Source organism: Candidatus Nitrotoga sp. AM1P (assembly GCF_013168275.1).
In the GTDB taxonomy this organism is placed as follows: domain Bacteria; phylum Pseudomonadota; class Gammaproteobacteria; order Burkholderiales; family Gallionellaceae; genus Nitrotoga.
The window spans coordinates 1,435,519-1,450,221 of record NZ_AP019547.1 but is presented as its reverse complement, the minus strand read 5'-3'; the positions used below and the strand labels follow the sequence as shown (position 1 = coordinate 1,450,221).

General features: G+C 49.3%; 11 protein-coding genes. 8 read left to right on the top strand and 3 right to left on the bottom strand.

Features of this window, described 5'->3' with window-relative positions; genetic code table 11:
- The first annotated feature begins 4 nt into the window (after positions 1–4).
- Together W01_RS06440 and W01_RS06435 are read left to right on the top strand one after the other, a co-directional pair.
- Positions 5–1,216 carry a multifunctional CCA addition/repair protein gene (locus tag W01_RS06440; RefSeq protein ID WP_173055798.1) on the top strand — a complete coding sequence of 404 codons (1,212 nt, stop codon included), beginning with the start codon at positions 5–7 and terminating at the stop codon, positions 1,214–1,216.
- 150 nt (positions 1,217–1,366) lie between these two features.
- Positions 1,367–2,122, top strand: coding sequence for an HNH endonuclease (locus W01_RS06435; protein ID WP_173053089.1), 756 nt, complete (start codon positions 1,367–1,369; stop codon positions 2,120–2,122).
- Between the two features lie 517 nt (positions 2,123–2,639).
- Here the strand turns inward: W01_RS06435 and W01_RS06425 are convergent.
- The 3 genes from W01_RS06425 to W01_RS06415 all read right to left on the bottom strand — a co-directional run bounded on the left by W01_RS06425 (position 2,640) and on the right by W01_RS06415 (position 6,937).
- Positions 2,640–3,689 (bottom strand): DUF481 domain-containing protein, encoded by a 1,050-nt coding sequence (locus W01_RS06425; RefSeq protein ID WP_173053087.1) that lies wholly within the window; start codon positions 3,687–3,689, stop codon positions 2,640–2,642.
- Between the two features lie 117 nt (positions 3,690–3,806).
- Positions 3,807–5,978 (bottom strand): UvrD-helicase domain-containing protein, encoded by a 2,172-nt coding sequence (locus W01_RS06420; RefSeq protein WP_173053085.1) that lies wholly within the window; start codon positions 5,976–5,978, stop codon positions 3,807–3,809.
- A 71-nt stretch (positions 5,979–6,049) separates the two neighbouring features.
- Complete coding sequence (locus tag W01_RS06415) at positions 6,050–6,937, bottom strand: phosphoribulokinase (protein WP_173053083.1); 888 nt, start codon at positions 6,935–6,937, stop codon at positions 6,050–6,052.
- Between the two features lie 189 nt (positions 6,938–7,126).
- Here W01_RS06415 and leuS point away from each other — a divergent pair, with 189 nt between their 5' ends.
- From leuS to W01_RS06385, 6 genes are all read left to right on the top strand, one after another.
- Positions 7,127–9,970 carry a leucine--tRNA ligase gene (leuS, locus tag W01_RS06410; RefSeq protein ID WP_173055796.1) on the top strand — a complete coding sequence of 948 codons (2,844 nt, stop codon included), beginning with the start codon at positions 7,127–7,129 and terminating at the stop codon, positions 9,968–9,970.
- A gap of 17 nt (positions 9,971–9,987) precedes the next feature.
- A complete protein-coding gene (locus W01_RS06405) occupies positions 9,988–10,500 on the top strand; it encodes an LPS-assembly lipoprotein LptE (protein ID WP_173053081.1) in 513 nt (170 codons plus the stop codon).
- Between the two features lie 16 nt (positions 10,501–10,516).
- On the top strand, positions 10,517–11,530 hold the full coding sequence (holA, locus tag W01_RS06400; RefSeq protein WP_173053079.1) for a DNA polymerase III subunit delta: 1,014 nt from the start codon (positions 10,517–10,519) through the stop codon (positions 11,528–11,530).
- A gap of 5 nt (positions 11,531–11,535) precedes the next feature.
- Positions 11,536–11,874, top strand: a complete 339-nt coding sequence (gene cutA / locus W01_RS06395) for a divalent-cation tolerance protein CutA (RefSeq protein WP_173053077.1) — start codon at positions 11,536–11,538, stop codon at positions 11,872–11,874.
- A 166-nt stretch (positions 11,875–12,040) separates the two neighbouring features.
- Complete coding sequence (gene dsbD / locus W01_RS06390) at positions 12,041–13,882, top strand: protein-disulfide reductase DsbD (RefSeq protein ID WP_173053075.1); 1,842 nt, start codon at positions 12,041–12,043, stop codon at positions 13,880–13,882.
- Between the two features lie 133 nt (positions 13,883–14,015).
- Positions 14,016–14,330 (top strand): hypothetical protein, encoded by a 315-nt coding sequence (locus tag W01_RS06385; protein WP_173053073.1) that lies wholly within the window; start codon positions 14,016–14,018, stop codon positions 14,328–14,330.
- Positions 14,331–14,703 lie beyond the last annotated feature (373 nt).

Here is a 14,703-nt window from a genome sequence, read left to right as displayed (position 1 = left end):
CGGCCTGAAAATTTATAGTGTTGGTGGTGCTGTGCGCGACGAACTGCTCGGTTTACCAGTGAACGACCATGATTGGGTGGTGGTGGGGAGTACGCCGGAAGACATGGTGGCACGTGGTTATATGCCGGTGGGCAAGGATTTTCCGGTGTTCTTGCATCCGCACAAACACGAGGAATATGCGTTGGCACGCACCGAGCGTAAGACTGCGCCCGGCTATAGGGGTTTTGCTATTCATGCCGCGCCGGACGTGACGCTGGAGCAAGACTTGCTGCGCCGCGACTTTACCATTAACGCCATTGCACGTGACCAAGATGGTAATTTAATTGACCCCTGCAACGGTATCGCCGACTTGCAAGCCGGAATTTTGCGCCATGTTAGTTCGGCGTTCAGCGAAGACCCGGTGCGGATTCTGCGCGCTGCGCGCTTCGTGGCGCGTTTCGGTTTCAACATAGCGCCGGAGACATTGTCGCTGATGCGCGCAATGGTGGAAAACGGTGAAGTGGATGCGCTGGTACCCGAACGTGTGTGGCAAGAATTGGCGCGTGGCCTGATGGAAAAAGTGCCGTCACGTTTTTTTTTCACGCTACGTGATTGCGGTGCGCTCGTAAAAATCCTGCCGGAAGTAGACGCCTTGTTCGGCGTGCCACAGCCGCCTAAACATCACCCGGAAATTGATTGCGGCATACACACCATGTTGGTGTTGGACGATGCGGCACAACATGACTACTCGTTGGAAGTGCGTTTTTCTGCACTTACGCACGACCTCGGCAAGGGGAATACGCCAACGGATATTTTACCGCGCCACATCGGCCACGAGGTACGCAGTGTCGACTTGTTGCGTGCCTTGTGTGTGCGTTTGCGTGTAACCAACGAATGCCGCGACCTCGGCTTGTTGGTGGCGCGCTATCACGGTAATGTGCATCGTGCCCCTGAGCTGTGCCCTGATACCATTGTGGCCATATTGCAGAGTTGCGATGCGTGGCGCAGGCCGGAACGCTTCGCGCTCCTGTTGCAGGCATGTGCTTCGGATGCGCGGGGGCGGACTGGACATGAGCAGGATGCTTATCCGCAGGCAGATTATCTGCTGCGAATGTTACGGGCGACGCAGACGGTGAATGCAGGAGAGATTGCGCAGCAATGTGAGGATAAAAATGTTATTGCTGACAAAGTGCGTGAGGCACGGATTATGGCAGTAGAGCGGGCAATAAATGGTTGAATTTCTCAATGTTAAATCTTTAGTGGGTTCAGTTATTCGATGTTTTATAGACATATAAAGGGGGCGCTGCCATTTGTGTGTGTTGAAGATGGAAATTAAAGGGTAGCGTTCTCATTTTTGTGCTTTGCGTCATAAGAGGGAATTCAGATAATGATTTTTGAGTTTCACGATAAGAAGGGTCAAAAACTTCACGATGAATTTAAGGAGTGGAGAATCGCACACTTTGATGACGGATTTTTTCTCGCGTTCAAAGACAAGCGCCATGCGTTGCTTCACTCTTCGCATTGCCGAAGTAGATCTGGTGGCGATGTGAATTGGGATGGCGTTTTCGGTACAGGCACTGAACCGCCCAGTTCCTTAACCAAGAAACGGAAGGTTTGCTCCAACTATCAAGTCGAATTGCTTTCATGGGCTGATATGGAAGGCATTGCTGTCATCCCCTGCGTTCACTGTCTCGATCAGCCACCAACTACCATTCGCACGAAAACAATCTCATACGCCGCTAGCCAAAGCGCAACTAATGAATTCGACAGCATAGCTTCAGCCAGGGAAGTTGCGCAGGCTGTCGAGGGGATTGCGCGGGAAATCACGGTTACAACACGGAGTCGAAATGATCTACTCCGACGTGCGGCATTAGAAAAGGCCAAAGGGGTGTGCGAAGCCTGTGGTACTGACTATTCCGGTCTTTTGGGAGGTTTGGGCAAGCGAGTTCTTCAGGTGCACCATCGTCAGCAGCTTTCGCTTGCGGAAGAACCGAAAGTAAATGGCATTGAAGATGTCGCTGTCGTATGTGCCAACTGTCATCTAATAATCCATACAGACATTTTAAATGCAATGCCGGTTGAGGAACTCAGAAGACGTTTGCGTAGCGGCGAAGAATCGAAAACCGTCCAACTCAAACGTTAACCATACGCTAAGCTAAAATCCCTCAGTGCCGGTTACTCTTTTCGTGTATGCCGGTTATGTCGGCGCAAGTCCGGTAAGGCACGCTTTGTGGTGATGGACATTGCACAATATTACTATTTGCGCGAGTGCGAGTTGGCGCTGGTTGAAGCTCGCGCTGATCTGGCGGCAGGACGATTTGTGCAGGAGTCACCAGAGGAGCATGTGGCATGAGTACAATTCGTCGCATGAGCTACCGCTTGGTTTTACCGAGTAATATACACAAGGTGTGCGGCGCGTTTTTTCAAGTGACATCCCGATTTGGAAAAGTAGTAACCCAAAACTCTGCAACTGCTTGGGTTGAATCCGCCTGTTGATTGACGTGATTAAATTTTTATCATGTGAATAGGTTAGATACCAGATCTATCCTGATGTTGACGATGAAAATAGGATTGACGAGGGTGGGATAAGGGTAGTTTTACTTGCATGGTTGAATTGCTTACCGCTACCCCTTACCCTTTTGTAATCTTCTTTTTTGGATTTACCAACCATAACCTAAGCTGAATAAATAACGGGTATCCAAAGTTTTTTTGCCAAAATCTGCATTTTTATCGTAGTAGTCCCATTGCACTTCGTTGGTAAACTGAAGGCCGTTCCATAAAGGCATATGGAAACCTGTACGGCTTCTAACGAATAAACCGTTACCAATAATGCCCTCATGTTTATGAAATAGCTGTACACCACGATTAAAGAAGAACTGGTCATAATTGACGGCCCAACGGCCAGCCATGCTGGCCTCATCGGGCAAGTTACAAGGCTTGTTGGTACCATTTTGACAGCCGGTCATGATATAGGGATGATCATAACGGTTAACATTGACGTAGTCGGGACCTGCCTCAACTGATAGATTTAAATCTTCAGAAGAAAAGATTTCGTAACCAGCACCAATACCGAAGGCAGAACGTAGTTGAATGTCCTGGAAACGATCGTTGGTGAATAATCCATGCGCATAACCGTAGACTCTATCAGAAAAAAAATGAGAGTAGTTGCCATACATTTGGAAGTTACGTGCATTTAATTGGTTTTTACCGGCAACCTGGGCATCAGCGTAGTTGTATTGCCCACCGAAAGAAACTTTGTCGTCGCGACCACGCATGGTTACATCTGCATCGCCATGGAAAGAGTTTCTATTCGTGTTACCGTCTGCCATATTGCCACCGATATTGGCACTACCGGAGAAGAATTTTTTATTGATTTCTTTGATATTGACTAATGGAATAGGCTGGGTGGCATACACACCATTGCTGTTTAAGGTTAAGGAGCCGTCTGTTGCAGTGCTAGCAATACCGATGAGTTCTTGTTTATCAGAGAGCGTGATAGACAGAGGTTTGTCAGTTTTCAAAGTTTGCACGGCATCCCATTTAATAACGATTTTTTCGGCATAAGCGGTTTTTACTTCTAGAAGTTTTCCGGATTTATTAAGTACGGTACCGGAAATCCGGTCGCCATTTTTTAGTAAAATTTCATCAGCTTGAGCACCTAGCGAGCAAAGTGCCAGCACAACAAATTTTAATGATTGTGTAGATTTCATAACAAATGTTTCCTTCGGTTAAGATTATTAGATACCAACCCCATTAAAAGCAACAGAACTTAATTTATTGTAGTGTAAACAAATTGTTGATGTATATATCAATATGCTAGCCGTTATTTAAAGTGGAGTGAGTTTTGCGTATTCCAGCGCCAGCCACTTCGTACCGGTTGTGCGAAAATTTACCTGTACGCGTAAATCTGAATCACCGCCTTCAATGTTGACTATGACCCCTTCGCCAAATTTGGCGTGATGCACTGCCTGACTAATATGCCACGGAGAGTTTTGAGCGCCAAGGCTCTTTTCTCCCCCAAGCCCTTTCATGTTAATAGGGGAGGTGGGAGTGAGGGAGCTTGAATAACCAGAAGAGCTAAAGTTATTGCGTGCTGTTATGCGTGGCGTGATCCAGTGCAATAATTCCTCTGGCAGTTCGCGCAAAAAACTGGACATCAAGTTGTAATTCACCTGTCCATGCAACATACGACTTTGTGCGAAGGTGAGATACAGTCTGCGCCGTGCGCGCGTGATAGCCACATACATCAGGCGACGTTCTTCATCTACTCCCGCATCCGCCATGCGGCTGTTATGGTGTGGGAATAAGCCCTCTTCCAGCCCACCCATGAACACAGTATGAAATTCCAAACCTTTGGATGAGTGTACCGTCATCAGGTGTAGCGCATCCGCGTTAGCTTCCGCCTGACTTTCACCTGATTCAAGCGCGGCATGCGTAAGGAAGGAAGTAAGACTGTCGTCCTCGTTTTCATGTACAAACAGCGTCGCGGCATTGATCAGCTCATTGAGATTTTCCAGTCGTTCCTGAGCCTCGCGTTGTTTGACACCTGTTTCATTTTGATAATGAGCCAGCAATCCGCTGTGCAGAAGTATATGGTCGATGATTTCCGGCAACGGCAGTTCACGCGTGGCGCCGTACATTATTTCGATTAAATTTACAAACGTCGCCACCTTGCCGCCCGTTTGTTTTGCTACTTGCCACAGGCTGATATTTTGCGTGCGAGCCGCTTCCTGTAATTGTTCGATAGTGCGCGTGCCGATGCCACGCGTAGGAAAGTTGATGATGCGCAGCAGCGCGTTATCGTCATCAGCGTTTTGTACCAGGCGCAGATAGGCCAGCGCATGTTTGATTTCCTGTCTTTCGAAAAACCTCAGTCCGCCATACACGCGATAGGCTATTCCTGCTGACACCAATGCGTGTTCGATGACGCGCGACTGGGCATTGGAACGGTATAAAACGGCCATCTCGGCCAGATGAATGCCTTCGCGGTTGAGTTGACGCACCTCGTCAACGATGAATCTGGCTTCTTCCGCATCGGTGGGTGCCTCGTACACGCGTAATGGCTCACCTTTGTTTTCCGAAGTCCATAAATTCTTGCCAAGACGACTGCGATTATTCTTGATTAGTGCATTGGCGGCATCAAGGATGTTGCCGTGCGAGCGATAGTTTTGCTCCAGTTTGATTACATTCTGCACATGAAAATCACGCGTCAGTTCCTGCATATTGCCGACATTCGCGCCACGAAACGCATATATAGATTGGTCGTCGTCACCCACCGCAAACAAGGCATTGTGTTGCCCAGTCAATAATTTGAGCCATTGATATTGCAAGCGGTTGGTGTCCTGAAATTCATCCACCAAAATGTGGCGGAAGCGAGCCTGGTAATGCTCCCGTAATGGTTGATTGCGCGCCAGCAATTCGTAGCAACGCAATAGCAACTCGGAAAAATCTACTACGCCTTCGCGCTGGCACTGCTCATCATAAGCAGCAAAAATTTCCACTCTGCGGCGGGTGTAGGGATCAAAGGCCTCTACCGCATGCGCGCGCAGGCCTTGTTCCTTGTTGCCGCTGATAAAGTTCTGAATTTCGCGTGGTGGATATTTTTCGTCATCTACATTCAGCACTTTCATTAACCGTTTGATGGAAGCAAGCTGGTCGGCACTATCCAGAATCTGGAAAGTTTGCGGCAACATGGCTTCGCGGTGATGGGCGCGCAACATGCGGTTACACAGTCCATGAAAAGTGCCCATCCATAGCCCGCGTATGTTGATCGGCAGCATGGCGGACAAGCGCAAGAGCATCTCCTTTGCCGCCTTGTTAGTGAAGGTAACAGCCAGAATGCCATGCGGGCTGACTTGTCCGGTGCTGATCAACCAGGCGATACGTGTGGTTAGTACGCGTGTTTTGCCGCTGCCCGCGCCGGCCAGGATCAGCGCCGATTGTTCCGGCAGGGTAACAGCAGCGCGTTGTTCTGGATTAAGGCCGGAAAGAAAATCCATTAGGTATCCGTAAACAAAACGGGGAATCAGAAACTATGCCTGATTCCCCGCCAACATCAAATTATAAAAAGTTATTTATTTCTGTTTTGCAGCATCTCATGCATGATTGGAGCCAGAATCACTTCCATCGCAAAGCTCATTTTGCCACCGGGTACCACAATGGTATTCGAGCGCGACATGAATGAACATTGAATCATGTCAATAAGATAGGAAAAATCCACGCCCTTGGGATCGCGGAAACGAATCACTACAAAACTTTCGTCCGGTGTAGGGATATCACGTGCAATGAAAGGATTGGAAGTATCCACCGTAGACACGCGCTGAAAATTAATATCAGTACGTGAAAATTGGGGTGTGATGAAATTTATATAGTCCGGCATGCGGCGCAGGATCGTATCGACCGTCGCTTCAGCGGAATAGCCACGTTCAGCTTGATCACGATGGATTTTCTGTATCCACTCCAGATTGACGATGGGAACTACGCCGATGCTCAAATCAACATGCTTGGCTGCATCCACGGTATCTGTCTTCACCATGCCGTGCAAACCTTCGTAAAACAGCAGGTCGGAACCGGCCGCAATATCTTCCCACGGTGTAAACTGACCAGGATTCAAGCTGGTGTTTAAGCGCGCATTCAGCTCCTTCGCTTCAGCATCGCTATGAATGTAATAGCGGCGCTTACAAGAACCGGTTTCTCCATACGACTTGAAGGTCTCTTCGATCTTGTCGAAATGGTTAGCTTCGGGTCCAAAGTGGCTGAACGAATGGTTGCCTGTTTTGCCAGCTTCAGCCACGGCAGCCCGAAACTCCATGCGATCCAGACTGTGCAGGCTGTCACCTTCAATCACGGCGGCGTTTATGTGCTCACGGCGGAAAATATTTTCAAAAGCGCGTTTGGCGGTAGTAGTGCCGGCGCCCGATGAACCGGTCACAGCAATCACGGGGTGCTTGCGGGACATAGTAAAACTCTCCTGAAGGATATTAAAAAAATTATTTCGGCGGCATTTTAGCAGAACCTCGCATCCCGAGGCATCTTAACGTACCAATATGTGCAGTCTTTTGTTAGTTTGCGTCTGTCAGTTCGTGCGCAGCTTGGGCAGGATTATGCCGGTATAATGTCGACTGGACGAACTAACGCAGAAATTAAAATGCAACAGGATTATAAACCGAAAAATATCGAAGTGGTCGCGCAACAATATTGGAAGGAGAAGTTGACCTTCCGCGCGGAGGATCAATCTGAAAAACCCAAATATTATTGTCTGTCGATGTTTCCTTACCCTTCCGGCAAGCTGCACATGGGGCATGTGCGTAACTATACTATCGGTGATGTGCTATCGCGTTATCACCGCATGAAGGGCTTTAACGTAATGCAACCGATGGGCTGGGATGCCTTTGGTCTGCCCGCTGAGAATGCTGCCTTGGCCAACAACGTACCGCCCGCCGCGTGGACTTATTCCAATATTGACGTCATGCGCACGCAGCTACAGAGCCTGGGACTTGGCGTTGACTGGTCGCGTGAAGTGACGACTTGCCAACCGGATTATTACTGCTGGGAGCAATGGTTGTTCACACGCCTGTTTCAGAAAGGGTTGATTTACAAGAAGACGTCTTCGGTGAACTGGGATCCGGTCGATCACACCGTGTTGGCCAATGAACAGGTGATCGATGGGCGCGGCTGGCGTTCCGGCGCGCTGGTGGAAAAACGCGACATCCCGATGTATTTCATGCGCATTACTGAATATGCCGAAGAGTTGCTTGCCGATCTGGATCAACTGGAAGGCTGGCCGGAACAGGTTAAGACCATGCAGCGCAACTGGATTGGCAAGAGCTACGGTTGCGAAGTGTATTTTCCCTATGATGAAGCGAGCATCGGCACGACGGGCGTGCTCAAGGTATATACCACTCGTCCTGATACCTTAATGGGTGCGACTTATGTCGCGGTGGCTGCGGAACATCCATTGGCGACCCAAGCCGCAGCAAGCAATCCAAAGTTGGCTGAGTTCATTGCTGAATGCAAGCATGGCGGCACGGCTGAAGCCGACATGGCGACGATGGAAAAGAAAGGCATGAATACCGGTTTGTTCGTCACACACCCTCTCAACGGCGAGCAACTGCCGGTTTGGATCGCCAATTATGTGCTTATGGGCTATGGCGAAGGCGCGGTAATGGCGGTTCCGGCGCATGATGAGCGAGACGCAGTGTTTGCTCAAAAATATAATCTTCCAGAAAAAGTAGTTATTCCCACGCCAGGACTTATACAAGATCTTGAAGCTCTTGAAACAGCAGCATCCAAACAAGGGATACCATTTACGAAACAAAGAGCGCTGGATATTGGCGTTTCAAATGCGATAGGCGAAATTAGCTCCTTTGATCTTTCAGCATTGCAAAAGCACGTCGACGATCTTCTGGAAACAGCAAGATTGGAAAGCTGGAGCAATAAAGGAACGACTTGCATCAACTCCGGCAAGTACGACGGACTCGATTTCCAGCAAGCCTTTGACGCGATTTCTGCCGACCTGCAAGCCAAAGGCCTAGGCCAGAAGCGCACCCAGTTCCGTCTGCGCGACTGGGGCATCTCGCGTCAGCGTTACTGGGGTTGCCCGATTCCGATCATCCATTGCGCCACCTGTGGCGATGTGGTTGTGCCGGACGATCAGTTACCCGTGGTGCTGCCCGAGAACGTGGTGCCAGATGGCGCCGGCTCGCCGCTGGCGAAGATGCCGGAATTTTACGAAACCACTTGCCCGCAATGTGGTGGCGCGGCAAAGCGCGAGACCGACACTATGGATACCTTCGTCGAATCGTCCTGGTATTACGCGCGCTACACCAGCCCCGGTTGCACCACGGGTATGGTAGACGAACGTGCCCAATACTGGTTGCCTGTTGATCAATATGTCGGCGGTATTGAGCACGCCATCCTGCATTTGCTGTATGCACGTTTTTTTAACAAGCTGATGCGCGATGCGGGATTATTTGGCGAGACTACCCTTACCTCAGTATCACAGGAAAAAGAAGAACGAACGTTGCGGCCAAAATCCGTTGATGAACCGTTTACTAACTTGCTCACGCAAGGCATGGTGATTGCGCCAACTTTTTTCCGCGAAGGCGTGGCGGGCAAAAAATTGTGGATCAATCCTGCCGATGTGGATATAGAGACGGACTCGCGGGGACGCCCGGTTGGTGCCAAGCTGCGTTCCGACGGCCAACCGGTCGTTATTGGCGGTACAGAGAAAATGTCCAAATCCAAAAACAACGGCGTAGACCCACAGGTCATCATTGACCAATATGGCGCCGACACTGCGCGCTTCTTTATAATATTTGCAGCGCCGCCGGAGCAAACGCTGGAGTGGTCTGACGCTGGTGTGGAAGGTGCGTTCCGTTTCCTGAGACGGGTATGGAATTTCGCTTATTCAAATAAAAATGAGATTGGGGTTTACCAAAGCCGCAGTAAACAAGAGTCTGGTGGATATTGCTTGAAGGCATTGAATAATGAACAAAGGGATGTTTATAGAGAGATGCATCTAGCACTTAAACAAGCAAATTTTGACCTGCAGCGTTTGCAATTCAATACTGTGGCGTCAGCTTGCATGAAAATTTTGAAAGCGTTAGAGCAACAAATGGTCATTGTTACGTCTGATATGAATACAAAAGCAGTTGCGATGACAAATGGACTCAGTATCCTGCTGCGCCTGCTTTCCCCTATTGCACCGCACATTACGCAAACTCTCTGGCAAGAGTTGGGTTACGGCGATGATATTCTGTCCGCGCCTTGGCCAGAAGTGGATGAAGCTGCATTAATACAAGATGAAATCGACTTGATGATTCAAGTCAATGGGAAGTTGCGCGGTAAGTTGCGCGTTGCGAAAGATGCGGATCATGCCATGCTCAAACAGCTGGCTTTAACTTATCCGTCCGTTGAAAAATTATTAGCCGGCCAAATTGCCAAAAAAATCATAGTGGTACCTGGGCGCTTGATCAACGTAGTAATCTAACCTATGGAAAGATGCCAATGCGCAAAAATCTGCTGATATTACCGCTGTTGATGCTCACGTTGCTGTTGGCTGCGTGCGGCTTTCATTTGCGCGGACAAGGGGGATTTGCGTTCCCATTTCAGACATTATTCATACTGTCACCTAATGCCAATGCGCCCTTCATTATTGATTTAAAACGTACTGTTCAGTTATATAACGTAAAGCTCGTTGACTCGTCCGAAAACGCGCAACTGACGCTGCATATCGTTTCCGAAACTATGAGCAAGCAGATACTTTCCTTGAGCGATGCCGGCCGTGTGCGCGAATATCAATTGAATTATCGTGTTTCGTTACGTGCTTACGATATCAAACTGGATGAATGGGTTCCCGCAGATGAAATTGTGCTACAGCGTTATTTATCGTATGACAACACACAGGTTCTTGCTAAGGAAATGGAGGAGACGCTACTTTATCAAGACATGCGCAAGGACGCGGTTCAGCAGATATTACGTCGCTTGAGTCTTGCCAAGGCGCCGCCATCACCACAATGAAGCTAGTTCATCGACCATGAAGCTTTCTGGGGAGGATTTGTCGTACCACCTTACCCAAGGACTTGCACCGCTGTATGTCATACATGGCGATGCATTGCTGCTGGCTATCGAGGCTGCCGATGCCATCCGTGCTGCTGCACGCATGGCGGGTTATACAGAACGTGAAGTGTTAATAGCTGAGCCGGGTTTCAAGTGGGCAGAGTTGCGCAACAGCGCGCAAAGCTTATCGCTCTTCTCCACGCGCAAGCTGGTGGATCTGCGTATTCCATCCGGCAAGCCGGGTGTGGAAGGTGCGCAGGCTTTGCAGGATTATTGCCAGAAATTGAACGCTGATACAGTTACCTTGGTATCGCTGCCACGATTGGACAAGACTGCCTTGGGCAGCAAATGGTTCACCGCACTGTCAGCACAGGGGGTGATCATCGCCTCTGAGGAAATTGCACTGAATGCACTGCCGGCCTGGATTGCGAGCCGATTGAAACGGCAGAATCAATCCGCTGATATGGACACTTTGGTGTTTCTTGCGGAACGGGTGGAAGGGAATCTGCTGGCGGCTTATCAGGAAATCCAAAAGCTTGCCCTGCTATTCCCCGTCGGGCCATTATCTTTCGAACAGGTGAAGGACTCTGTAATGGATGTGGCGCGTTACGACGTGTTCAAGTTATCCGAGGCCATGCTGGCGGGTGATGTAGCGCGATATGCGCACATCCTCGATGGCCTGCGTGCAGAAGGCACGGCTGCTGTACTGATACTGTGGGCGCTGGCCGAAGATATTCGCACGCTGAGCAAGGTGTTATGCGCCATGCAGCACAGTGGCAATTTGTCTTCTGCGCTACGCGATGCGCGTGTATGGGGCGCACGCCAAAAGTTCGTAGAGCGCGCTGTGCGGCGTTTCACCCCAGCTATAGCCGAGCGCGCCTTGCGTCAGGCCGCGCACGTGGACAAGGTGGTTAAGGGTTTGCGCCGCGGTAACGTGTGGGATGAATTGCTGCAATTGGGGGTTCGTTGCGCTAATGTGAAAGCGGCATAAAGCTGATGGACGAAATTCTTCTAGTCCTAACCAATTTGCCGAATCGTGAGAGTGCCCAGCGTGTGGCCAATGCTTTGATTGAAAGTCGGGCTGCCGCATGCATCAATATGCTGGCGGAATGCACCTCGGTCTATCGCTGGCAGGGAGAAATAGAGACGGCTAGTGAGGTGCCGCTGCTGATCAAAACTACTCGCTCCGCCTACCCACAGCTTGAGGCTGTTATCCGTTCACATCATCCCTATGAACTTCCCGAGATCATTGCTGTCTCGATTAACGCAGGGTTGCCCGGTTATCTACAGTGGATCATGCAAGAAACATCTCCACATTCTGGCGGCCTGCTCTGACAATGTGAGGTTGGAAGGAGTAGGGGCGAAGGTTGTTTTGGATACGATGTTCACCTTTCAGCCATTTGAAAATAGAACATCCGCTGTTTCCATAAAGAAATAATAGAGGAATTTGATTAGTAAACTTACTGATTTATCGGTAACACCCACAAAGGTTTTGAAAGCGATGCGTCTCTTATTACTGATATTGTTATGCTTGGCTCCGCTATCCCACGCGGAAAGTTTTCTGGATCGCTTGCCGTTGCTAGGTGGCGCGAAGCAAAATGTCATTTTGTCTCCGGATAAGGCCTTCGGGCTGGAAGTCAGCGTGCGCGATGCATCCACCCTGCTTGCCAATTTCAAGATCACGCCCGGCTACTATTTATATCGTGACAAAGTTCGTTTCACTATATCGGGGGATTCCGCAAAGGTTGCGGGCGTAAAAATTACGAATGTGTCCATGCCAAAAGGGGAAATGAAATCTGACCCCAACTTTGGTGATATGGCGGTATTCCATCAGCCCTTCCAAGCGGTGATTACGCTGGAGCGTAACACCGATAAAGCTCAGGATATTACGCTGGCAGCCAGTTATCAAGGGTGCAAAGAAAACGATCTGTGCTATGCGCCGATAGATAAGCAGTTCAGTATCGTGCTACCCAAGGCAAGTCTCGCAACAACAACGCCACAGATACAAGCCTCGCCGCAGGTGGCGCAAGGTGTTGCAATGCCTGATGATTCTGAAAGTACGCAGCTCGCCAAACTATTCAAGCAAGGTAGCTTTTGGTTGATCGTGACATTTTTCTTTGGCGCCGGGCTGCTGCTTGCGTTTACTCCCTGCATGCTGCCGATGATTCCCATTCTTTCCGGCATCATCGTAGGTCGCAGCTCACATCCCACTAAAATGCACGGCTTCCTCTTGTCGCTTGCCTACGTGCTCGGCATGGCGTTAACCTATGCAGCGATCGGCGTAGCCGCTGGTTTGTCCGGTACGCTATTATCCAGCGCGCTACAAACCCCTTGGGCGCTGGGCAGCTTTGCTGCCGTGTTCGTGTTGCTGTCTTTATCGATGTTCGGTTTTTACGAGCTACAACTTCCCGCTGCCCTGCAAAGTAAATTGACCAATACCAGTAACCGCTTGCATGGCGGCCATCTGAGCGGCGTGTTCGTGATGGGTGCGCTATCTGCTGTTATCGTCAGTCCATGCGTCGCCGCGCCGATGGCGGCTGCTCTGCTGTATATCGGGCAGACGCATGACGCCTGGCTGGGCGGAACAGCGTTGTTCGCACTTGCAATGGGCATGGGCTTGCCATTGCTATTGATCGGCGCATCAGCTGGCGCGTTATTGCCCAAGGCGGGCGCATGGATGGAAGCGATCAAGCGTTTCTTTGGCGTGTTAATGCTGGCGCTCGCGATCTGGCTCATTTCAACGCTGATCCCGCTGAGCATACAGATGTTACTGTGGGCGGCACTGCTAGTGCTTTCCGCCATTTATATGCACGCGCTGGATGCGCTGCCAAACAACGCCTCAGGTTGGCAGAAGCTATGGAAAGGCATCGGCATACTCGCGCTTTTGCTTGGCAGCGCCTACTTGATCGGCGCACTCTCCGGCGCACGCGATATCCTGCGTCCATTGGCAGCATTTGGTAATGGCCAGGCAGCAGCGGCCTCGACTCTGCAATTTGTGCGGGTAAAGAATGTGGCTGAACTGGATGCCAGAATTGCACAGGCGAATGGCAAGACTGTGATGCTGGATTTCTACGCAGATTGGTGCATATCGTGCAAGGAGATGGAGCGCTACACGTTTACCGATGCTCAGGTTCAGGCTAAATTGAAAAGCGCTGTATTGCTACAAGTCGACGTCACTGCTAATAACGACGAAGATAAAGCGCTGCTAAAACGTTTTGAGTTATTCGGGCCGCCCGCCATTCTGTTTTTTGATGCGCAAGGGCGCGAGCAGGACGTCCGCCGTATAATAGGATATCAGAATGCAGGACAGTTTCTTCAATCGCTGAACTATGTGGGGCTATGATTTTAGATTATTGATTTCTACAGAATGGTGAGTTAAAGTAATCTGAAGTGTAAAATACTAACGTTTCCATATGATTTATGGATGCCGTTTGCTTAACACTGTTACTTAATATTTAATTTTTAAAGGATGTATTATGGCTGTAATAACCGAAAAAGATCTGACAGAATTATTGATTGGCATCGTTAATACTCAAGTCGCAATTATCCATGCATTAAAAGACCAAAAGGACTATCACGCAGTAACAAAAGTAGTAGGTAACGTTGGCATTGTTGCAGGGATAGAAGACGAAGGTACGACTGGTGGTCAGGACCCTGTGCGCCCACCGATGACCTTATCTACACTTCCGGCACATTTAGTTCTTAGAGCGCTTTCAGCTCGTGGTTCATTTCCCCAGAATATGGAACAGCTTGCTCATCAAGAAATTGGCAAACTTTTTAATAAGCCATAATCGTCATTGTTGGATTTTTGCATTGTTGGCAGTTCGGAATAGATGCTTTTCAAAAATTGACTAATTAAATTTTAAAAAGAATCATTTAACTATCGAAACTGCTTTTTTTGCTCATAGCGTCACACAATATAGATTTGGTGCAGTTATTTATCCGGGGTGGCTATTTATTTTAGCCAGCCCGGATAATTTCTCGATACGGAGTACGTCATGCAAGTGAGTAGCGTAAGTAAATGAGACATCCATTTTTGGGCCTCATTTTAACAATCAGGACATCTGCTCGTACAAAAATTAAAGGGATTTACGTTTTGGTCTCTGGGAATTGGCCAAAAACTTAGACAAGCTGTCTTTTATCAAAGACAGAGATTTTCTGTTA